Genomic DNA, 22,137 nt, shown 5'->3' with positions numbered 1-22,137 from the left:
GCTCACGGGGTAAAAACTCTCACACTTTACTCTAGCATGTTATGCATATTTAATTATCTACGGTCAAGGATTTTCGCAAGAATTACAGATGCTTCAGCTCTTGTTGCATCGCCTTTTGGATCGTAATTGTCTTTACCTTTACCTTGAATGATGCCTTCGTTCTTAACCAAAGCAACGTTTGCACGGTGAACAGCTACAACTTTATCACCATCTACGAATTGATCAAGAATTTCATCTTCTTTCGCAGCTGGTTGGTAGCCTAGAACTGCCTTCAATGCGTTAGCTGCAATTGAAGCCATTTCTTCACGTGAAATTTTAGCGTTTGGATCGAACGTAGATGCACTACGACCGTTAATGATGCCATATGCTCTAGCAGCAGATACTGCATCATAGTACCATGCATTTTCACTTACATCAGAGAATGTGATGTCAGCTGATGCATTCAGGTTGAATGCACGAACTAGCATTGCAGTGAACTCTGCACGAGTTACATCACCGTTTGGATCGAATTTGCCATTACCTTTACCAAGTAGAAGACCTTTGTTCGCAAGCTCTTGGATTTGATCCTTAGCCCATGCGATGTTCGCTGTATCGTTGAAGGAAGCATTGTTCTCAACAACAACGAAGTCACCTAGTTGGTTAGTATAGAATGTAATTGTTTTCGTTGCTGGATCGTATTGACCGCCTACTAGCGTTTGGCTGCCGCCAGTTACATGTGCAACTGTTACATTCGAACCGTTACCGTTCACTGGAAGTGTCACACGGTATTGTTTTTCGAAGGCTGTTAAAGCTTTGCCATCTGCATCTTTTACAGCAATGCTGTATAGATCAGATTTCGCGCCTGCAACTTTTGATTCCGATTTCTTGATGCTTACTGTGCTGGAAGATTCCAGTTGATCAAGTGCGATCTCAACAGCTGCATCACCAGTTTTAACACCTACAGTATCGATGCCTTTAGATGCTAGGGAATCTTTAAGCTCTTTGCTCACACTTACTAGTGCGTTAGAGGAGATACCGATATTGTAAGTCAACACTGTATTGATATCTAGCTTGATGCCTTTAGCTTCAAGAGCGGCTGTAACAGCGTCTAGAACAGTTTTAAGTTGTGTATTGTAGATGTTTTCCATAGAAGCAGGAGATACACCTAGTGTAGAAACACCGTTTTGTACAGTTACTGCACCAGCAGCTTGTACTAGCAATGCTTCACGAACAAACTTTTCAATTTGACGCTTCAAGTCAAATGTAAGCGTGTTGTTGTAAAGCTCAGGATTTTCAGCTAGGAATGCATCAACTGCACCAGCAATTGCTTTTGCTTTTGCTTCGTAGTCAGCAACTAGCTCTAGGTTACCTGAGAAGATTGGACCAGTAATACCACCGCCAATTGGGCTTACGTTAACTGTTTGGCTGAATAGTACAGTACCAACAAACTCCTGAGGCAATTTTGGATTAGCTTTTAGTTTTGCTGTTACAGTCGTTGCACCATAGTTCAATACGCTAAGCACTAGATCGCCTTCGTCGTTAACAGCAATTGTAGCATTATCGCTTGTTTCCCACGCTAGAGCAGACAATGGCAATGCACTAACACCGAATAGATCTGGGTTTAGTACGATGCTGCTGCCTGTGTAGTTAGGAAGCAACGGTTGTTGAACCTCTGATAGATAGTAGTTAGCATAGCTAATCGCTACTGCAGCCGCACCTTTTTTGTATACACTTGCATTGCCTTCTGCTTCAACATATTGTTTGAAGCTTTCTTTAGCAGCTTCAACGTCGCTTTCGAAGTCAGCGAAGTTAGCTGCGCCGTATACATCTTTCAGTACTGCAACAATATTGTTGTTGTCAGCTTTGTTCCACTCTGCTTCAACAGCAGCTTGAACGCTGTTGTACACTAGATCAGCATAATCAAGACCTGCTGTGTACTCGAATCCAGCGATTTCAGCTAGAGCTGCAGTTTGAATGCTTTCAAGAAGCTTAGCTAGGTCGTCGCGTGTAACTTCATCAGCAATCGGACCAAGAGCTGCTTTTAGTGCATCAAGTTTACCTTCAACTGTAGCAGATAGATCACCAAACTGAGCATTGTCAGTATTGTATTCTACTGCTAGTGTTGCTACTAGATCTACGAGCGCTGTTTGAACATCAGAGAATACAATTCCTTTGTCATTCAAACCAGCTTCAAGCTTAGTTCCATTAAGGTTAGCTAGTTGCGCTGCATCTGCTTCTACTTCAGCAAGCATTGCATCATATGCAGCTGCTAGTGCAGTGTTATCTTCGCTGTTCAATACAGCAAAGATTTTCGCTAGCTTGTTAGCTGCTTTTTCTACATCAGCTGTAGCTGCAGAAGCCTTATCAATCACCTTATACGATACCGGCGCGAAAGTCATTGCGCTTGCAGTTACTAGAGCAACTGCACTTGCTAATAATGCTTTTTTCTTCATTCTACTCTCTCCCTTTTAATTAAAGAATTTAAGAAAAAACTAATGCTAGAGCTACTTCTTTTTTAGCCTCATAAGCAGCTCTGAAATCAGCAGAGTCACTGCCAACCTCATAGTTGTATGTAGTCAAGTCCTTGTCTAATTGACTAAGGATTGCTTGAACTTCACCATCAGTTTTAGCTATTAATGCATAAAACTCATCCTTAATACTTTGTATCTCCTCTGGCGTTGTCGCATTAGAGTATTTCTCATACATCGTGTAGCCTATTGTAGTAACTCTTTGTTCCATGCGTCTCAGCTGAGAATCTACTGCACTTACCAGCTCTTCACGAGTTGGTGGTACAACTTCACCTGCGCCACTACCTGGGTTCTCGATATCTCCTGTACCAGGATCAGTAACTGTACCGCCTGTGTTGCCATTACCATTACCATTACCAGTGCCATTACCACCGTCGCCATTCTGGCTGCGTGTGTTCATCGTAATGGTATGTGTTGCAGAGCTATATGAGATATCATGTTGAATCAATTCTGCAAAGTAACGAAGTGGAACATATAGTGTTCCTTTATGCAAGAATGTCGTAACATCCTTCGGAATGGATTGCTCTTTCCCGAAGAAGTTGTAACCTGCAGCATCAACCAAAGTGTAGATGGTTTCTTTTTTCAAAGAAGAAGCTGGCTTTTTCACATCGACATTGGGCACCAAATATTGTTTCTTGTAGTTTTGCAACTGTTTCAGTTGACTCTCACTAGGTTGTTTCACAGAAACCGTCGATGTCATCTGATTCCACTCAACCGACTTTTCTAGCAAGTAACTAGCGAAGCGAATCGGCACATATGTACGATTGTTATACAGAAAGCCTTGCGTGTCTTTTGGCGCGTGATAAACTTGACCATTCACAACAAAGTGGAAATTTGCCTTGTACACAACGACATTCTTCTGCTTCGTCACGGCATTGACTGGTGTCGTTCCAATCGAGACCATAAGCACACATGCAATAGCTAAGAGAATCGCCCTGATGCCTAATTTGTTTGCTTTCACTGTACTCCTCCTTTTCTTGTATTCTACCAGAATATTAATCTCCGCTTTGCGGCAGGAGTTTCTCTACTAATCGATCCACTCCGTACAAGCCGCTGAGCATTGAGCTGATAGTAATCTACGAACGCTTGTCCCAATTGCTTGCCAACAGCATCATAGCCTTGAGCAAGATCAAATGGTCGTTTCACTGCATGATGGGCATCCGATGCAATAAAATGCACGAGTCCCTTCTTGCACATCTCAAGCGATAGCTTCTGCAGCTTGCGTCCCATATTCCCGGAAACCGAAGAACTGGTTAGCTGCGCTAATGCCCCCGCTTCAACTAGCTCTGAAAGCAGACGAAGATTGCCCGCCAGCTCGCGATTGCGTTCTGGATGAGCAATGATCGGGGTTATATCAAGCAGTCTGAGCTCATGAAACAGCTCATCTGCCCCTTTCGGCACATTTGAAGATGGGAATTCTATCAACATATATTGAGTAGATGCTAGTGTTGTAAGCAATCCACCCTCCAGATCTTGCAGCAGCTCATCATAGACGCGAACCTCTTGACCAACGAGAACCTCTAGTGCTATTCCTCGCTTGTCTAGCTCATCGTTCAGCTTTGCCGCTTCAAGCTCGATCTGTTCATAGCTTGTATAATATCCTCTAGCATGATGATGCGGTGTAGCAATAACGGTGTGAATACCGTTTTGTACTGCTTGTTCTGCCAAAGCAATCGACTCATCAAGTGAGCCAGCACCATCATCTAATCCAGGTAGTATATGCGTATGTATGTCGATCACTGGTCTTCCCTCTCATTTCCAAATATCTACAGCTTTTCAGGAGTCTGCCTAAATTATTCTACCATACTCAATAATAGATTTGTAGACAGTGGCTAAAAATTACAATTCCTAAAAAATAATTGTTACAATACTGTGTCAATTATTAAGTTATTTATTGCTAAAATTTATTATCATCTAATTTAACGCAAATTGATATAGTAAAGTTGCGCCATTTTTGTAAATAAAAAATCAATGGCATACAGAAGGGTTTCTGGGTATATTTTCCTCTTTCCAAATATACCTTGCAAACCCCATTCTTGTCTACCATCGATTCACAATTACATTATATCGTTCATTACATCATTACTTCTGCTCGGATCGCCTTCACACGCTCAGCAACTTCCTCTGCACTAACACCGTGACGCGCAACATACATATTGCGTGGGTGCTCGCTGCACTCCGGTGTACATCCGCCAAGATGCTTATGCTCGTTCTCCTCTGAGCTTAGAATTTGCTTATTGCATTCTGGGTTCGCACAGTTAATATATCGTTCACAAGGCTCACCTGTAAAATGATCCTTACCAACAACGGTTGGGCTCACTTGATTAATCGGCACGACAAGACGCTCGTCAAAAACATAGCATTGTCCGTTCCATAGCTGCCCCTTAGCCACAGGGTCCTTGCCATAGGTTACGATACCGCCATGCAGCTGACCTACATCCTCAAAGCCTTCACGAACTAACCAGCCAGAAAACTTCTCACAGCGAATTCCACCTGTGCAGTACGTCAAGATTCGTTTACCCTCAAGCATGTCGCGGTTTTCACGAATCCAATCTGGCAGCTCACGGAATGATTCAACATCAGGACGGATCGCACCTTCAAAATGACCAACATCATACTCGTACGTATTACGAGCATCAATGACAATCGTATCGTCCTGCTGCATCTGCTCATAAAACTCCGCAGGCTCAACATAGCGTCCTGTAATCTCAAGCGGGTTAATATCGTCCTCAAGACTCAAGTTAACAAGCTCCGGTCTAGGGCGCACATGCATTTTCTTAAATGCGTGGGACTCTGACTCATCGATTTTGAACACCATGCCTTCAAAACGCGGATCAGCCTTCATCGCTTCCATATAGGCGTTTGTTTGCTCGACTGTACCAGAAACTGTACCGTTGATGCCTTCATTAGCAACAAGTATACGTCCTTTTAGCTCAAGTGATTTGCAGAATGCTAGATGCTCCTTAGCAAATTCTGCGGGATCCTCAATGCTTGTGTAATGATAATACAATAAAATTCGATAATCCATTTCTTTACCACCTATCATGTATTTTTCCAGGAAATAACCTGATAGAGTGATTCTCATTAGGGCAAATGCACTATATGTTGCTGTTCAACTACCTCTAATTGTAGAATCTCATTCCATGATTATATCGAACTTTGTTCATAAATTGCAATGAGCAGTAATTGTTAATACAAGCAGCGGATGGTTTTTTGTTAGAAAAGGAGGAAAGATGTTCTAGTTATTGACATGAATATGACAGCGTCTCACACACATTAGGTTCATAGTCCTGAATAATGATGTACACATTAGGAACAGCACCCATAAAATTTTGGTCGGTAAGCCACATAGATATCATTTGGATATTTCTGTATACTAGTAGTAAATATATGGAAGGGCCGCCTAGAGGTAATAAGTTACGCTGTAACTGTCCTGCTTAACGAAGGCTAAATTTATCTCTTTAAGATACTTATACAAAGGGAGGCTATAATTAATATGTTAGGGAATATAAGAAGTTTTAAGTATTGGCTAGATTGCAAGCTTTTCAAAAAGCATCGTTACACCTACTATTCAAGTGAGTGTATTGGTTGTGGAAAAAAAATAAATCGTAATGTCATGATTTACAAGTAACGCTGTATATTATGAATGCCAATGACATAAGTTAATCATACTTTCTAAGATAAAATGAGCAAGATTGGGGATGAATGCATCATCCTTTCAATCTTGCTCATTTGTATAATCTATAGCACAACGGTCTAGTACTTATTGTTGTTTATCATGCTGACTTTGGCTAGCCGTTGATTCAAGTTAGGGCAATATTACTTTGCAGCAACAAGAGAAAGCTTTTCAGCAGCTGCTTTAACTTTTTCGATACCTTCAGCAATAATTGTCTCAGCTTGCGCTGGGTTAGCTGCATGGCCTTCGATTACAACTTCATCGATGATTTCCATACCGTAAACACCACCGATTACGTTACGCATGTAGTTCAGAGACATTTCCATTGGTGCAGCTTCTGGGCTAGAGTAGATTCCGCCACGTGCATTTAGGAAAATAGCTTTTTTATCAGTTAGAAGTGAAACCATTTGACCTTGCTCATTATATTTGAAGGAATATCCTGCTTGGTACGTGTAGTCAATGAATGTTTGTAGTGCTGCAGGAATCGTTAGGTTCCACAGTGGGAATGCAAATACAACAACATCAGCTGCACTTAGTGCATCCATAGCTTTTTGCTTAGCAGCAAGAAGACGTTGATCATTGTCTGTCAATGTGCCAGCTTGCGCTCTGCCGAATGCATCAAAGAAATCTTGACCGAAATAAGGCATGTCCTCTGCAAATACGTCGAAAGTTGAAACTTCAGCACCTTTCAGGTTTGCTTGGAATGCTTCAAACATTTTGGAAGATACCGCATCAGAAGCTGGGCGGTTATTAGCTTTAACTAAAAGTACTTTCATTTCTCTATCTCCTTTATGACTGACTACATTTATTTATCTTAATTTTAAGATGTGAGTCTATTATAACCTGTACGAATCAAAAAATAAATAGCAACTTAAAAAAATATAGTTACAAATTTTTGAACTGAGTGTTTGTGCATTGAATTTCTGAGCAGTTAAAGCCAATATTATATAGAAGGAATTCGAATAAAGGAGGAAGCTGCTGTTTACATAACATACCCGCAGCAGTAATTTACGATGCTAGGTAAGATTACGAAGAACGATCAACATTTTACTGTAACGATGGAAAGAATGTACCCGCATGCAGTAGAAAAGGTATGGGCATACTTAACGGAGAATGATAAGCTCCAGCAATGGTTCCCCGAGCTTGCAGTGGAGAGCTTACAGGTGGATGGCCGCATTACCTTCGATATGGGTGATGGCAGCTTCGAAGACATGAAGATCCTCGCACTGGAGCCGCAGCGCTTGCTTGAGTTTACATGGGATCGTGACGTTGTAGCATTTGAACTGGAGCAAACAGCGGAAGGCTGCCGAGTTGTATTTGTTGAAAAGCTTTCAACCATTACGGATCACACTCCGCGTGATCTGGCAGGCTGGCATATTTGCCTTGATGCGATCTCGACTTTACTTAATGGCAAGGAGCTCGTCGATCATAAAAGCGAATGGAAAGGCTTGTACGAGCAATATAGAGAGGCTTTACGCCCATTTTCATAATTGCGTAAGTGAGTGAATGATAGGCACTAATGAGCTGCCAACCTAGGTAATTAGAAATTAGGAAATATAATCGCCCAGCCATTGCAGAAGCAACGACTGGGCGATTCTTTGTTTTGTTGTTTAATTCATTATAATTATTCAGCTGCTAAGTACGTAATATGCTCCGCACTCAACGCATCGTCATAAATACGCAGCTCATCAAACAGACCTTTGTATGGTATATCCCAATAGTTTACACCAAGCGTAAATACGCCACTCGCATCGGTGAATACGTTATTGAAGCTTCCTTCATACTTGTTAACACCGTCAATGTAGATCGTCACGTTGTTCTGAGCGACGGTAAAAGCAATATGCACCCATTGACCAGCTGCGATTCTAGAGCCAACATGAGCATCGATCCAGCTCGCTCCATCCTCTAGCTTCAACGTCGACCACAGCATCGTATTGCCGGCTACACCATCATGTCCCTGAGGCACAAAGCTGATCCAATCATCTCCCGTACGTGCCCCAAAAAATGTTGTGGTGAATGGTGTGAACTGCTCCGGCTTTAACCAGAATGCTACTGTGTATGTGTCATCGGCAATTAAGCCGTCTGGCAGTCGCACGCCGGATTGACCATCAAAGCTTGCCGCTTGGCCAGTAACACCTTCTCCGTATGTGATGCTGCCTCCAGTCTCATGAACCTTGCCGCCTATAACTGCCCCAGAAGCGAAGGCCGTACCCGCTCCGTTATTAAGATTGTCCTCGAAGGCATAGTGTGCAAGGAGCCCTTCATTGCTAACCACTAATGTATACGATGCACTTACGCCACTTCCATCTACTGCAGTTGCTGTAACCGTAGTGCTTCCCTCAGACTTGGCAATGACTTTTCCAGTGTGCGGATGAATGTCCGCGATAGCAGCATCGTCGATCGACCAGCTTAGCTCTTTTATCGATGCATGGTCTGGCAATATGACAATATTGCTCGGAATATATGCACCTCCGCGAAGCACGACTTCTTCACGCTCCAGATCTATCGCTTCAACTGCAATCATTTGCTCTGTTACCGTTACACGTGCTTCGGCACGCTTGCTCGAATCATTCACAGAGCTAACGGTAATGACTGCTTCACCCGCCGCAACTGCTGTCACCACACCGTTAGCAACCGTTGCTACCGCCTCATCTGAGCTGTGCCACTGCAATGGTTGATCGCTTGCAGATGCTGGAGTGATAGCTGCTGACAATGAAGCCGTTCCGCCAGCTACAAGATTAAGCTGCGAAGCACTTAGCTTTAACGCCCACACATTGGAGCGATCCTGCTCGTATTGCGCAGCAACCTGCTCAGCAGGAATAGCAACGTCATAGATGCGCAGCTCATCCATTTTCCCTTTGTATGGCAGATCCCAATAGTTTACACCAAGTGCAAACTGACCATTATCTGAGCCGAACAAATTAGGGAAGCCAGTACCCGTAAATTTCAAGCTGCCGTTCACATACACATTAACAGCATTGCTTTCTACGGTAACAACAACTTGCGTCCACTCATTCAGCGGCAGCACCGTGTGGGAATGAGCATCATAATGCGCACCGTTTTGATAGCCCCAAGCCACCATGTTGTTCCAGAAGCCATGCTTCGGCACAATGCTGATATATTCGTAGCCGCCATCTACTGGAACAGCCCCGAAAAATGTTGTTGTGAAATCTGTCAGCTGCTCTGGCTTCAGCCACAGCGATACCGAATAAGTCGATGTATTGTTAATTAATCCTTCTGGAAGACGAATGCCGGATTCGCCGTTAAACACTGCGGCTTGACCATCTACACCATCGCTATAGGTGATGGTTCCTGCACCGTTATCGATGCGATTTCCTGTCATCTCTCCCGCTCGACTATTATCGATCCGATCAACAAGAGCTCCTTCGAACCCATAATGCGCAATCATACCATCATAGAGTGGTTGCTCAGGCTGCTCTTTTACGATTAGCTCAAATACTCTCTCGGTGCTAGCATCTCCACGTGTAATCTTCGCTGTTAGCGTCACCTCGGCATCACCGCTGCCGTATGCAGGACGATGAATCGTTCCGTCGACTTGCACGATGTTCTCATCGGAAGACTCCCATTCTATAGCACTACCTAACGCTCCTACAGTTATTAGCGGCAAGTTTTTATATACTCGCGTTGCATCTCCAATATGAAGTGACTCACTCACATTGTCCACGAGCTGCTGATCGCTAATCTCAGGCAGTTGACTTCCCCATACCGTTACACCAGCTTGAGACGATGCCGTGAAGGTCATCGTATATCGCTCGTTTGTTGCGTCCCACAGTCTTGCGAACACACCGCTATATTGTACCTCCTGCTCATTTTCCAGCAGGCTCAGCTTCACATCGTAGCTACGCTCTCCGCTTAGCTCCCATGTACCTGTAACGCTTCCCGTAATTTGACCATTCGGCAGCAATTCAATATAGCTAGTTTCGAAGATTTCACTCGTAATCTCTTTACCATGATTGATGAAATGATATGGTCCAACGATTTCCTCGTCGGTCACCGCACGGATCGTTTCACCGGAGTAGCGATGAGGAGCCATCACTGGCCAGCCATCTTCATTGATCCACATTTGATGTACACGAATTTCATGCTGTTCGCCTCTATTCGGGAACCTGCTGTGGAATATATTGAACAGCTTTTTGCTATCCTCGTCATAGTAAGTAGAGTTATGTCCTGCGGACACATAACCATAGGCTGGATAGTTCGCTTCATTATATAAGTTGTCGTATACATAATTGCCCAGCTGCTTCACACCATAAGGAGCAATATTAACGTCGTTGCCTACCAGACCACCGCCTGGTTTACCTGCTGCTTTCAGCATATCATTGCCTTCCGCATCATAATATGGGCCTTCTGGCGTCAATGAACGTGAAACACGCATATTATAGCCACCAACGGCATCAAGTCCGCCAAACGTCACATATAAATAATAGTATCCAGACTCTGGTACATATTGAATGTAAGGCGCTTCAATTCTCGCATGATTGCCGCCCATTAGCTTACGGCCATAGCCATCATTCTCTGAGTTGAGCTCACTGTTCTCGTAAGCAATCGGCAGTCCAGTCTCAGCATCCATCTCCATCATAAATATGCCACCTGAGTATGAACCATAGACCATCCACAGCTTGCCTTGCTCGTCAAAGAACAGATTTGGATCAATCGCATTTGGATGAATATTCGCATTATAGTTGGCATCGTTAAGCGGTGCTTTGCCTTTGCCAGATTTCAGTATAATCCCCTGATTCACATATGGACCTTCAATGTCATCAGCAACAGCAATACCAAGCGCAGAGATCGGTGCATCTCCCCTACACGCGTTATAATACATATAGTATTTGCCATTCAGTTCGATCACATCAGCTGCCCAAAGCCCTTCAAGCTCCGCCCATTCGAACGCTTCCTTCAAATCTACAAGTACATCGTCAAATAACGGATTATCCGAATTCACTCCACTTGCAAAGGTTTCCCATTGCAGGAGGTCTGGTGACTTGGCTGCTGCAAGGTGCGAACCAAATACATAGTACATGTCATCTACAACGATAATAGATGGATCATGTACAGAATCGTTGCGGAACACAGGCGGCTCAGTTAAGTCTGGCACGGGAGATGGTGCAGGTGTTCCGGTTGGGCTTGGCGTTGTTACTGGGCCAGGATTAGTCACAGGTGTCGGAGTCGGTGTTGGTGTCACGGTTGGGTCTTCAAGCTTACCCTCCACAACGTTCGCTGCTTCCCCACTTAAGCTGCCAATCGTACCATCTAGCTTAATCGTCGGCTTGTTCGTTGAACGAACCTCGACAGAGCCGAAGCTTCCGATCAATTCGATCACAGCACCTTCTGGCAGTCCATCGATTACGAGCTTATCTATCGTAACGCCTTCTTCCGCTACAACTCTAACCGAGGATTGCAGTACAAGCTCTCCTACAGAAGTCGTTCCAGCTAAGACGAGACGGAAAGCTTCATTATAATTGTCATCGTTAAGTACAATCGTCCCAACGCTGGAGCTGTCTACAGTTACCGCTTTAGATGCTCCTGCCACATACAGGGTGCCATCAATGCTTGTGCGATCAAGCCCAAACTCGCCATCTGCCGCACCTTCCGTCACATATACATTGCCTGTAAATGTTGACTGTTCAATGATTACACCAGCTGTATTCACAACAGCGTTGCGATCAGTGAGAGCTTTATAAGTGCCTGACTTAACGAGCAGCTCGCCACCGATTGCCCCAATTAATCGAATAGCCTCGGCTGTACTAATCGTCAGCTGCGGCTTAAAGGTACCGTCCGAATAACCATGAACATAGCCTTCATTCACTAGCGCAGCAACAGCAGCACGACTCCATTCCGGTAGACTGACAACATCAGAAAGCTTATTGGTACCGGAGCCATCGTTGCCATTAAGGGCTAGCTGAAACACTCGATGCAGGATAACTGCGGCTTCCTGTCTGCTAACAGGAGCAAACGGTCTCATTGTGCCGTCTCCATATCCGTTCATATAGCCAGATGCAACCGCTTTCATAATGTCGCTATAGTAGGGTGCTGACTGTTGAACATCCTTGAATGCAATCTCTGCTTCCTCTTGCAAATTAAACACTGCATTGATCAAAGCAGCAAATTCAGCGCGTGTAACCGGCTTATTCGGCTGATAGCTGCCATCCTTTTCACTTGAAATCAACCCTTTGTCTGTCCACGCTGTAAAATCCTCTTCCGCCCAATGTCCTTCAATATCTGAAGCGGATACAACAGACGCTGCATAGCCCGTCTGTAAAGTGATCGGCAAAGCCATTGCAAATGCAAGGACGATAGCCATTACGCGAAAATACAGTTTCTTTGTCATAACTGTCTATTCCTCCTAATACTATTCATAGTTTGAGAGCCTAGTCAGGAAGTTCTAATGGTTGTCGTTGTAAGATTTGTGAGTTTTCTAGAATGTTGATTTTAGATCTGTAGATTGGAGTGGAATCTGCGGAGGTAAAGGGATACTTGTGTGAAATGCTAATCTGTAAAGAGGACATCAATTTGGGGCACCAAGGTGTCTTTCCTTGTGACTGAAAATTCAAAATATTGTGATAATTTGTAATGCTACTAATGTACGATCTTGCTGCTCTTTCTTTCTTTCTTTCTTTCTTTCTTTCTTTCTTTCTTTCTTTCTTTCTTTCTTTCTTTCTTTCTTTCTTTCTTTCTTTCTTTCTTTCTTTCTTTCTTGCTTGCTTGCTTTCTTGCTTGCTTGCTTTCTTTCTTTCTTGCTTGCTTCTATCATCTTATGATCAACGAAGTTCAGACACGCTATTGCTTGGCTTCAATATTAGATATAAGCATCAATAGCGTGCTGAAGCTACGTTATCAACTTACTGTTACTGTGTTCATGCACGCATATACTCATGTTACTGTGCCCATGTTACTGCTGATTCGTTACAGCAACGCTGTCCTTGATATTAATCTTTCCATGTGACCGTACTGCCCCTTATTACTCCTTCAATGCGACAGCACTACCCCACAGGGAGATACCTTCCTCTGAGAGAACGGAGAATGTCATAACTTCCTGTGTCGTTAGCTCGTCATACTGACGCAGGAATACTCCGCGATATATAACATCGTCAATCTTAAGCGTAGCATTGTGCTCACCGCTTAGCTCCCAGCTGCCTGATAGCTCGCCAGTAATCTTGCCATCAGCTTGAAGCTCTACAACGATCGAGTTTTTCACCTCTGCCGATATGTCTCTACCATGATTCACTAGCTTGTATGCACCAGCAGCCTCTTCCTTCGTATACGTACCAATCGTTTCTCCTGCATAACGATGAGGCGCCATGACGAACCAATCATCCTCATTCAAGAACATTTGATGCACACGAATTTCATGACCTTCGCCTCGGAATGGGAAGCGTGTATGGAAGATGTTGAAGTACTTACCACTCTCCTCGTCGTGGAACGTGGAGTTATGTCCAGGCGACACATATCCAGCACCAACACCGCCGCCGCTTTCACCCGGCTGACGTCGGAACATGAAGTTGCCGACCAGCTTTACGCCATACGGCTCAATCGCACGATCATCGAAGAACGACCCTGGTGGACCTTGCGCATCAATGAGATCGTTACCCATCGAATCGAGATAAGGACCGTCCGGCTGCTTCGAGCGCGCGATACGCATATTGTAGCCGCCATTGGCATCCAAGCCACCGTATGATAGGAATAAGTAGTAATAATCCGTTTCAGGGCTGTACTGAATATATGGCCCCTCAATACGAACGTGGTTTTTGCCTAGCAGTTTTTTCCCGTAGCCTTGATCAGGCAGCGGCAAACCTGTCGAAGGGTCTAGCTCCATAATAAAAATTCCACCTGAGTAAGAGCCGTATACCATCCATAGCAGCCCTTCTTTATCAAAGAACACATGTGGGTCAATCGCATTAGGATGAACAGTCGCATCATAGATCGTGCCATCCTCACTCGGCTGCCCCCACATGCCTGACTTCAGGAACATGCCAAGATCCTCGAACGGACCTTCAGGAGAATCGGATACCGCAAGACCGATCGCAGCTCGCGGAGAGTCTCCTTTACACACACTATAATAGAAGTAATATTTTCCGTCCGCGAGCTGAATCACATCACCAGCCCAGAAAGTCTCCGTCTGACCCCACTCCAGCGCTTCAGCCATCTCTTCCTTTACGTTAGGAATAAGAGGGTTGCCATCGACAACACCAGTGCCGATAAGTGTCCAATTCATGAGGTCAGGACTTTTCGCTGCAGCTAGATGTGAACCATAAACATAAAACATACCGTCCGCATAAATAACGGAGGGATCATGTACAGATGCATTCGTAAACACTGGAGTACCTTCTTCTATCGTCATTTGTTCAGTGGCGGCAGGAGTCTCTTCCTGCTCCTTCACTTGCTCATTGCTTTGCTGCTCGTCGCCATCCTCTTGATTGACAGTCTGCTCAGGCGTCGCAGAAGGAGCAGGCTGCTCCTTGCTGCAAGCTGATACGAGCAGAAGTGCGGCAGCACAGCTCATTGCAATCATCCATTTTTTATTCATTGAATCCTCCTACAAACTTTCGTACGTTCGTTGATGTGCCTCTTTGCAACGAAAGTTACATCGGAAGCATTAACTCAGACTTTTTGTATCGTCCTTGATGCTGAATTCAATATTCGACGTCGACTAAGCTACAACGCGTTACTTCGTGATCAAAGTTGGACTTTTTGAGCTACCCTTCCAATAGAGGCTCAAAAAGTTCAGCTTTCAGCACCGAGAAGATGAAGTAATACTAGAAAGCGAGTAGCGCAGCGTACGGTATTGGAACGTGAGCAACGGAGCTTTCGGTAGGGCTTCATATTCGACGTCGACTAAGCTACAACGCGTTACTTCGTGATCAAAGTTGGACTTTTTGAGCTACCCTTCCAATAAAGGCTCAAAAAGTTCTACTTTCAGCACCGAGAAGGTTGAATAAAGCTAGGGACTGAGGAGCGCAGCGTACGTAGTGGGTACGTGAGCACCAGAAGGCCCGGCTGAATTCAAGATTCGATGCCGAATAAGCTACAACGCGTTACTTCGTGATCAAAGTTGAACTTTTTGAGCATCATCTTCCAATAAAGGTTCAAAAAGTTCGGGCTTCAGGACCAAGAAGATTGCACGCTAGTAGAAAACGAGGAGCGCAGCGTACGCTTTTAGTACGTGAGCACAGAAGTTTTCGCTAGCGTTCAATATTCGACGCCGACTAAGCTACAGCGCAGAGCATCGTCATCAAGCCTGTGCTTTTTGAACTACCCTTCCAATAAGGTTCAAAAAGCTCGGGCTTCAGGACCAAGTAGATGAAGCAATACTAGAAAGCGAGTAGCGCAGCGTACGTTCTTGGTACGTGAGCAACGGAGCTTTCGGTAGGGCTTCATATTCGACGTCGACTAAACTACAACGCAGAGCATCGTCATCAAGCCTGTGCTTTTTGAACTTCCTCTACTATTCGCCTGCTATACCTGCTCTCTCGATGCTCTCAACAAAGTACCTCTGCACAAACAAATACAGGATAAGAATCGGAATTACCGACAGCACAACCCCGGCCATCATCTGATTCATAACCGTCGGAGCCATACCTATTGCCCCCGACGAAACACTTGTACTCATTTGATCGGCGGTCATTGAAGCTTTACCATAAAAGCCGTTCATGCGCTGTGCCAGATTGTAGAATGGCGGAAGCCGCAAGTACAGACTTGGCTGGAAGTTGTCGTTCCAGTGCCATACGATCGAGAACAGGAACACCGTAATCATCGCAGGACGTCCAAGCGGGAACATAATCTGCCAGTACGTACGGAAGGCGCCCGCTCCATCGATCCGTGCTGCCTCCTCAAGCACTGCCGGCAAGCGGCGGTAGAACTGGATAAAGATTAATATAAACAGTGCACCCTGCAAGCCATGACCGAAGGCTGCCGGTACAATGAACGGTAAATGCGTATTGATCCAGCCTAGATCGCTAAAAAACATGTATAGCGGTACAACGATCGTCTGTGGCGGAACTAAGAATGTAAAGATCAATAGCACGAACCATAGCCCATACAGCGGGAAGCGATAGCGTGCAAAGCCGTAGCCGATCAGCGAGCAAGACACGATCTGCAGCAGCGCACTTCCGAGCGAGATGATGGTACTGTTCGTTAGACCTTGCCAATACTTCATCTCCGTAAATGCTACGCCGTAGTTATGAAAGTTAAGCTGATGCGGAACCCAGCGAACGGTTGCATCTGCTACATCCCAGGTCTGCATTAACGATTTGGATACCATGTACAAGAGCGGGTACAAGAACACAAAGGATAAGCTTAGCAATACGAAATAATAGAATAAATTGCCGACAAAGCTTTTACTTTTCTTAATCGTGTAAAACTTCACAGCAGGGTTAATTTTATCGCTCACCTTGAGGTTATTTATAAATTGCTGCGGATTCGCCATACGATTACCTGCCTTCCATCGACGATAAGCTTCTTCTAAATAGAAGGAATACAATACCGATCATAATGAAGATCAATACGAAGTAAATCCAGCCTAAAGCAGAAGCATATCCGTAGTTATTTTCTGCAAACACTCTCTGGTTAATGTAGTCCATGACGCCATTATCTGCACGCGTGAAGGAGCTAACCATCGTAAACAGGGTGTTGACCAAAATCATTGGCATAATCATAGGAAAGGTAATCTTCCAGAAGCTTTCCCATTTCGTAGCCCCGTCACATTTTGCAGCTTCATATAACGCAGGTGAGATCGTCTGCAGGCCCGCTAAGAAGATAAGCGTCTGTACGCCCGCATCCCACATAACCATCGTTAGTGCATCTGCATACGTCAGCAGATTAATGAGCAGATCACCTGGAATGAATAGGCGCAGCATATTGTATAGATCATAATCCAGGAAGATCGGAAGATTCGTCGCACCTTGCTCCATCAGCTTCTTCAACGTCGTACCCGAAGCGATAATAACAGGCAAGAAGAAAATTCCACGGAACAGCATACGCCCTCTAAAATGTCGATTCAATAGCAAGGCACTGGTCATTGCGAAGATCAGCACGAGCGGAACATGCGTCAGCATATTCGTAAATGTGCTTTGCAGCAGCGGCAGAAACTGCACATCTACTGTAAACGCTGCTCGATAATGCTGCGTCCCCACATACTCAGCAACTAGCCCTGCCTTACTCGGTGATAGATTTTGAAAGGAATAGTAGATGGAGCGTCCAAGCGGTATCGCCATGAACGCCATAAATCCTACAATCCAAAGCATGATGAAGGAATAGCCTTCCATGATGTGACGTTTTCTCATATTCATTTTAAATTTCATGCTGCTTCCTTCACCCCTTACTCCATGTATAATTCATGCTATCGACCGTTACACCATCAACCGTAACTGCCTCATTGCTGTAGTTGACGATAACCGCAGTTCCATTCGCATAGCTTGTGCGGAACACCTTCGGTGCTAGACGTTCATGATTCGTCATCTGCTGGCCAGCGATAGCATCGTACAGCGGCAGCAGCTCTGCATATTCTTCTGCAATCTGCGCAGTCCAGTCTCCAGCATAAGAGCTGAACAGTCTCGTTTCTGCTGTACGGTGCAGCTTGCTGCTAAGCTCGCCAGTCAGCTCTGCACTTGGCAGTGCACCATACTCGATTGCTTTCAAGTATTCTACTTCGGCATCCTCACGCAGGTTGATAGGACCCGCATAGTAAGGCACAAGTCCGTGAACGACAAGCTGATAGAAAGGCACCGCTTCATCTGTATAAATGTAATTGCTGTGGAATAACGGCACTTCCTCGATCCGATCAACTAGACCTAGCGCATATGCGTTACCGTATTCAACGGCTACCGAGCCGACCTCTTCCTTCACTAGCCTCATGCTTTCGATCCAAGCATTTGCCGCGACCGAACGATCCGTTATCGATGCTTTATCCTCATCTGAGTAGATAAGCTCTCCCATATATTGAAGCTGCACGCCATCTATCCCAAGTGCTGCAAGATCATCAACCTGCTTCTTCAAGTACTTGTTTAAAGCTTGCTCCGGCTTCAAGTAATGGAAGGTTAGATAATTCTTCGTCCAGCGGTCACTAGGCCAATACATCGTAGCAACAAGCAGCTCACGATCCATTCCGCGAACAGCGTCCTTGCGCTCACTGTATTTGCCCGTTGCTTCAAAGGGCTTCACATAGTTAGCCCGCAAGTAAAGCGGTACACCCTGCTCCTCTGCAAATGCAGTAAGCTTCTTCAATCCGCTCTTACCGCCAAGCTGCCTTGCAACCTTATGCTGTGGCTGTGCGCCGTACACACCATCCTTTGTCCAGCCTTCATAGGTGGCAACGATATTGCCAACACCAAGCCCCTTTAAGCTTTCAATGATCTCCTCAGCCTGCTTGAACGTTGTCAGCTTAATAAAGGTGTCTCCAATAATCTCCTCTCGCAATATGCCACCGAACAGCTTAAGCGATAGATTTGGCGCCTGATCGGCTACTGGCGTAACACCTTGCTCCTCTTGCAAATAGCTGCGATAAGCCTTTGCCATGCCGACATAGTTGGCCTCTTCCTTCTCAAGCAGCACATACTGTGCACTGCGATCACCAGCGATCATCGTACCTTGGAAATAAGGAATCATGCCTGAATTACCAATGAAAATAATATCGTTTTTGCGATACATAAACTCTACGGCGCTGCGGTAAACAGGAATTGCGCGAATGCCCGCCGGGTTAGCGTTAATTTTCGCTTCATATTGACCGTCCTGAACGATGGTCATCGACCCGACGCCATTGCGATATATACCGAACACAGGAAGCGCAATGCTTTCGCGGATTGTATTACCGCGTTTCCCCTCTGCTGACAGCATATCGTGTGTATGAGAGATAAACGTCGTATCGTTGCCATAGATGTATTCCGAGTAGCCCTTCAAGTACTGCTCGTGATTCGTACGGAAGTTAAGCAATGCACCCGAACCATCAGGAATGAGCATTGCCCCTTCATCTGTTTCAAGCGCGCCATTGAAAAACGGTAGCGGCTCCAAGCTCGTCAGTCTTGCCGACCCACTCTCTACAATACTTTCGAACGGAATATCGAGCTGCAAGCCGCGATCAGTAAGTGTATAGATCATCTGAACAGCAATGCCTTCGGCACCGAAGTTAATATCGAGCACCACTTGATCGCCTTCTACCTTATAGCTCGTTGTCGTTGTACTATCCTTCAGTGAATAGGTCGTCGTAATATCAGAGCCCTCTGTATAACGAAGATGGAGCGGAGAATCGACGAACTTTTTATTGTTCGGCGGCAGTGTAGACGGCACCTGCGGTGCACCTAGCCACTCCGTTCCTGACTGCTTGCTGACGACACGAACATTGCCCGTTGCCTCATCAATGAACAGCTTGAACTTATCATTGCTCAGCACCTCAGTCGTCGCCGTTACCTTCGAGAGCGTCACTTCGCCACCGACAGGTACTGCTGCTCCACCAGTTGCAACGGACCCATCCGTTGCTGGAGCTTGCTCCGTACTACCAGCTGCATCCGACGCCGCAGCGTCAGCTTGCTCTGTGCCACCAGCTGCATCCGATGCAGCTGCGTCCACTTGCTCAGTACTGTTTGTTGCCCCCGCATCCGCTTGCTCTGATGCTGCATCATCTGCCGCTGCTTGATCTCCAGCATCACCTTCTACAGCGGTTTCAGCTTGCTCGTTCTCCACTGCTGAAGCTGCAGTGTCGCCTGCTTGCTCTGCATAAATATCTCCAATCGAAGAAAGTGCAGAGGATTGGCTTACGAGGACGACAGCAAGCAGCATAACTAAGATTAGTTTTTTCCAGCCTATGTTTTTTCGCTTCATCTTGCAGTCCCCCTATCCTCTTAGCCTTAATTCTTTAACGATATCGAACAAGAAGTTTACGAACTGATTCGCCAAGCCGAACAACAGAATGCATATAAACCATAAAATAAGTACAGCAATAATACTTAAAAATGTAATAAATAGCGTTTTCGGAAGATCAAAGTTATGAAGCACCTTAACCTTAAGTAGATAGAGCCAGATAACCCATAGATAGATCGCACTCGTCAGTAGATTGACGATACCGGATTCATCAAGCGCCAAAAACTGAGTAAGCAGCGTAATGGGGATAATGAACACGATGTACGGGACGAGCGCATACGCACTGCCATATACAATTTCTACAAATTTTCCCTCACCATCTAGAATGGCTGAAACGGCCCAATGTGCCACACACCATGTAAACCAAGGCACGAAGATCCAGATCGCTTCCTGTAGAATCGAGATCTGATACGCCTCACGCGATTCGAAGGCAAATCCTACGAGATAGATTGAGACAACTCGGGCTAGATAGGCACAGATAATTAACGTTATCGCTTGCCTAATTCGCACCATGCCAGGGTTCTGAATATCCTCAAAAAAGTCGAATGGACGGAACATGATTTTATGGATCATTACAAATGGACTCATACCGTCTCACTCTCCTTTACTAATACGCTTTTCTTCACTGGTACACTTGGCTTCAGCTGTGACTTCTCCTTCACCTTGCGTGCAAGCCAACGTGACAGCTTCGGAATGTAGATACGAAGCAGGATGAACAGAACAATTACGCTGATCGCAATAACTGCAAAGTTTTCCTTCACGAGCTCCTTGCGATATTCCTTAAACGCCATTGAATAGTCGCCGCGTGCGCTTGCTAGCTTGAAGTATTCCATCGCTTCTTTATATTTCTCTTCCTTATAAAGGGCTTTACCGATTGCTTGGTAGGCCATCTCGTAGTTACTGTTCTGACGAATAACCTCCTGCCACATCGCTTGTGCCTCTTCATAGCGTCCATCTACATACAAGGTTGACGCCTCTTGTACGAGGGTGGCGAAAGGCGTTTTACGGAACACCTCGATGGAGTTGCGTCCACGGTCTACAACGTAAATATTGCCATCGGCAGATTGCGCCAAATCAGCTGGCGTTGTAAACATTCCGCGCTGCTCTCCTACACCGCCGAAGGCGAATAGGAAGTTGCCCAGCTTGTCATACTGGAACACTTTACTTGCCTGTAGATCCAGTGCAGTAATGATCCCATTCTGATCGACAGACACTCCAATGAATGAAGGCATGGAGAATGGACCTGCACTATAAAAATCACCGTATTGTCGCTGGAAGCCCATGTTTAACGTATCGACACCGACAGGTGACAGACGTTTGATCTGGTTGAAGTCTTCACCGATCGTCGTTGTATACATAAAGCCTTCCTTATCGATGTCCAGATTGGAAAACTCTGCTGGACGAACGGTTGCAATTTTTTGCTGCTGTGATTCAGTGGCGATGAGCCGAATGAACAATCTCGACCAGCTGAAGCCAACATGGTTGGCGCCATAGAAGCCCTTGAACTGTCCGGTCGGGTCAAGCTGAATCAAGCCTTGCGTATTTCCGTCACTAACGACATACATATAGTCGCGCTTATCAAGAATGATTTTGGAGGGCGAGTAGGAAAACGTCGCACCAATGAGCGGACTTTCCGGCTTCAAAAACTCTTGCTGAAACGTCCCGTCTGCATTGAAGATAACGATACGACCATTTTTCGTATCCGCTACGTAAATCGTACCGTCTTCCTTCACGTAGACACCCTTCGGCTCGCTAAGCTTGCCTTTGCCATCCGCGTCTCCAATCAAACGTACAAATCGATGCTGTTTATCGAGCTGAACGATGCGGTTATTGCCCGCATCCGCAATATAAATCATGCCATCACTCGTAATAAACAGAGATTCTGGTCGGACAAATGCTCCTGATTCCAGATCAAGCCCTGTTATCGAGCTGTCATACACGAACCCTGCAATAGAGCGTATATCATTGCCTTGCGAATTGATCGTATAGCTTTCATAGGGCGTTGCCGCATGAGCGGTGGAAGCTAGCAAGGACATAATAAACGTCATCAGCACGAGGATTCGCACTTTTTTTAATGGTTTCATA

The 22,137-nt window shown here is 45.3% G+C and carries 14 protein-coding genes; 1 reads left to right on the top strand and 13 read right to left on the bottom strand.

All coding sequences use genetic code 11. The features are described 5' to 3' along the window. Positions 1 to 53: 53 nt before the first annotated feature. The 5 genes from M3180_RS11465 to M3180_RS11445 all read right to left on the bottom strand — a co-directional run bounded on the left by M3180_RS11465 (position 54) and on the right by M3180_RS11445 (position 6,959). A complete protein-coding gene (locus tag M3180_RS11465; protein WP_251667600.1) occupies positions 54 to 2,432 on the bottom strand; it encodes an S-layer homology domain-containing protein in 2,379 nt (792 codons plus the stop codon). A 28-nt stretch (positions 2,433 to 2,460) separates the two neighbouring features. Continuing rightward, positions 2,461 to 3,468, bottom strand: coding sequence for a stalk domain-containing protein (locus M3180_RS11460; RefSeq protein ID WP_251667599.1), 1,008 nt, complete (start codon positions 3,466 to 3,468; stop codon positions 2,461 to 2,463). A gap of 23 nt (positions 3,469 to 3,491) precedes the next feature. Next, positions 3,492 to 4,247 (bottom strand): tyrosine-protein phosphatase, encoded by a 756-nt coding sequence (locus M3180_RS11455; protein ID WP_251667598.1) that lies wholly within the window; start codon positions 4,245 to 4,247, stop codon positions 3,492 to 3,494. Positions 4,248 to 4,581: 334 nt separating this feature from the next. Further along, positions 4,582 to 5,535: an oxygen-dependent tRNA uridine(34) hydroxylase TrhO gene (trhO, locus tag M3180_RS11450; protein WP_251667597.1), complete on the bottom strand. Its 954-nt coding sequence runs from the start codon at positions 5,533 to 5,535 to the stop codon at positions 4,582 to 4,584. Between the two features lie 791 nt (positions 5,536 to 6,326). After that, entirely contained in the window at positions 6,327 to 6,959 is a 633-nt protein-coding gene (locus tag M3180_RS11445) for an FMN-dependent NADH-azoreductase (RefSeq protein WP_251667596.1), read from the bottom strand. Between the two features lie 237 nt (positions 6,960 to 7,196). Here M3180_RS11445 and M3180_RS11440 point away from each other — a divergent pair, with 237 nt between their 5' ends. Continuing rightward, positions 7,197 to 7,673, top strand: coding sequence for an SRPBCC family protein (locus M3180_RS11440; RefSeq protein WP_251667595.1), 477 nt, complete (start codon positions 7,197 to 7,199; stop codon positions 7,671 to 7,673). A 134-nt stretch (positions 7,674 to 7,807) separates the two neighbouring features. Here the strand turns inward: M3180_RS11440 and M3180_RS11435 are convergent, their stop codons facing one another. The 8 genes from M3180_RS11435 to M3180_RS11400 all read right to left on the bottom strand — a co-directional run bounded on the left by M3180_RS11435 (position 7,808) and on the right by M3180_RS11400 (position 22,136). Continuing rightward, positions 7,808 to 12,532 (bottom strand): LamG-like jellyroll fold domain-containing protein, encoded by a 4,725-nt coding sequence (locus M3180_RS11435; protein WP_251667594.1) that lies wholly within the window; start codon positions 12,530 to 12,532, stop codon positions 7,808 to 7,810. A gap of 219 nt (positions 12,533 to 12,751) precedes the next feature. Continuing rightward, positions 12,752 to 12,955 (bottom strand): hypothetical protein, encoded by a 204-nt coding sequence (locus M3180_RS11430; RefSeq protein WP_251667593.1) that lies wholly within the window; start codon positions 12,953 to 12,955, stop codon positions 12,752 to 12,754. A gap of 207 nt (positions 12,956 to 13,162) precedes the next feature. Then, a complete protein-coding gene (gene abnB, locus M3180_RS11425) occupies positions 13,163 to 14,728 on the bottom strand; it encodes an arabinan endo-1,5-alpha-L-arabinosidase AbnB (RefSeq protein WP_285855696.1) in 1,566 nt (521 codons plus the stop codon). A 918-nt stretch (positions 14,729 to 15,646) separates the two neighbouring features. Then, positions 15,647 to 16,627, bottom strand: coding sequence for a carbohydrate ABC transporter permease (locus M3180_RS11420; protein ID WP_251667592.1), 981 nt, complete (start codon positions 16,625 to 16,627; stop codon positions 15,647 to 15,649). A gap of 4 nt (positions 16,628 to 16,631) precedes the next feature. Continuing rightward, on the bottom strand, positions 16,632 to 17,501 hold the full coding sequence (locus M3180_RS11415) for a carbohydrate ABC transporter permease (RefSeq protein WP_251667591.1): 870 nt from the start codon (positions 17,499 to 17,501) through the stop codon (positions 16,632 to 16,634). Between the two features lie 10 nt (positions 17,502 to 17,511). Next, on the bottom strand, positions 17,512 to 20,013 hold the full coding sequence (locus M3180_RS11410; RefSeq protein WP_251667590.1) for a DUF5696 domain-containing protein: 2,502 nt from the start codon (positions 20,011 to 20,013) through the stop codon (positions 17,512 to 17,514). 12 nt (positions 20,014 to 20,025) lie between these two features. After that, a complete protein-coding gene (locus tag M3180_RS11405; RefSeq protein WP_251667589.1) occupies positions 20,026 to 20,640 on the bottom strand; it encodes a Yip1 family protein in 615 nt (204 codons plus the stop codon). Further along, entirely contained in the window at positions 20,637 to 22,136 is a 1,500-nt protein-coding gene (locus M3180_RS11400; protein ID WP_251667588.1) for a hypothetical protein, read from the bottom strand. Before M3180_RS11400 ends, M3180_RS11405 begins: the two co-directional genes overlap by 4 nt. Position 22,137: the final 1 nt, after the last annotated feature.

The sequence above is a fragment of the Paenibacillus camelliae genome (genome assembly GCF_023715345.1).
In the GTDB taxonomy this organism is placed as follows: domain Bacteria; phylum Bacillota; class Bacilli; order Paenibacillales; family Paenibacillaceae; genus Pristimantibacillus; species Pristimantibacillus camelliae.
The sequence above is the reverse complement of the archived record's forward strand: the minus strand, read 5'-3'. Positions and strand labels throughout refer to the sequence as shown.

Excerpts from the sequence above, each read along its gene's own strand:
- M3180_RS11465 (WP_251667600.1), bottom strand. The coding sequence starts at position 2,432 with ATGAAGAAAAAAGCATTATTAGCAAGTGCAGTTGCTCTAGTAACTGCA.
- M3180_RS11420 (WP_251667592.1), bottom strand. The coding sequence starts at position 16,627 with ATGGCGAATCCGCAGCAATTTATAAATAACCTCAAGGTGAGCGATAAA.
- M3180_RS11445 (WP_251667596.1), bottom strand. The coding sequence starts at position 6,959 with ATGAAAGTACTTTTAGTTAAAGCTAATAACCGCCCAGCTTCTGATGCG.
- M3180_RS11400 (WP_251667588.1), bottom strand. The coding sequence starts at position 22,136 with ATGAAACCATTAAAAAAAGTGCGAATCCTCGTGCTGATGACGTTTATT.
- trhO (WP_251667597.1), bottom strand. The coding sequence starts at position 5,535 with ATGGATTATCGAATTTTATTGTATTATCATTACACAAGCATTGAGGAT.
- M3180_RS11440 (WP_251667595.1), top strand. The coding sequence starts at position 7,197 with ATGCTAGGTAAGATTACGAAGAACGATCAACATTTTACTGTAACGATG.
- abnB (WP_285855696.1), bottom strand. The coding sequence starts at position 14,728 with ATGAATAAAAAATGGATGATTGCAATGAGCTGTGCTGCCGCACTTCTG.
- M3180_RS11435 (WP_251667594.1), bottom strand. The coding sequence starts at position 12,532 with ATGACAAAGAAACTGTATTTTCGCGTAATGGCTATCGTCCTTGCATTT.
- M3180_RS11415 (WP_251667591.1), bottom strand. The coding sequence starts at position 17,501 with ATGAAATTTAAAATGAATATGAGAAAACGTCACATCATGGAAGGCTAT.
- M3180_RS11405 (WP_251667589.1), bottom strand. The coding sequence starts at position 20,640 with ATGAGTCCATTTGTAATGATCCATAAAATCATGTTCCGTCCATTCGAC.
- M3180_RS11410 (WP_251667590.1), bottom strand. The coding sequence starts at position 20,013 with ATGAAGCGAAAAAACATAGGCTGGAAAAAACTAATCTTAGTTATGCTG.
- M3180_RS11430 (WP_251667593.1), bottom strand. The coding sequence starts at position 12,955 with ATGATAGAAGCAAGCAAGAAAGAAAGAAAGCAAGCAAGCAAGAAAGCA.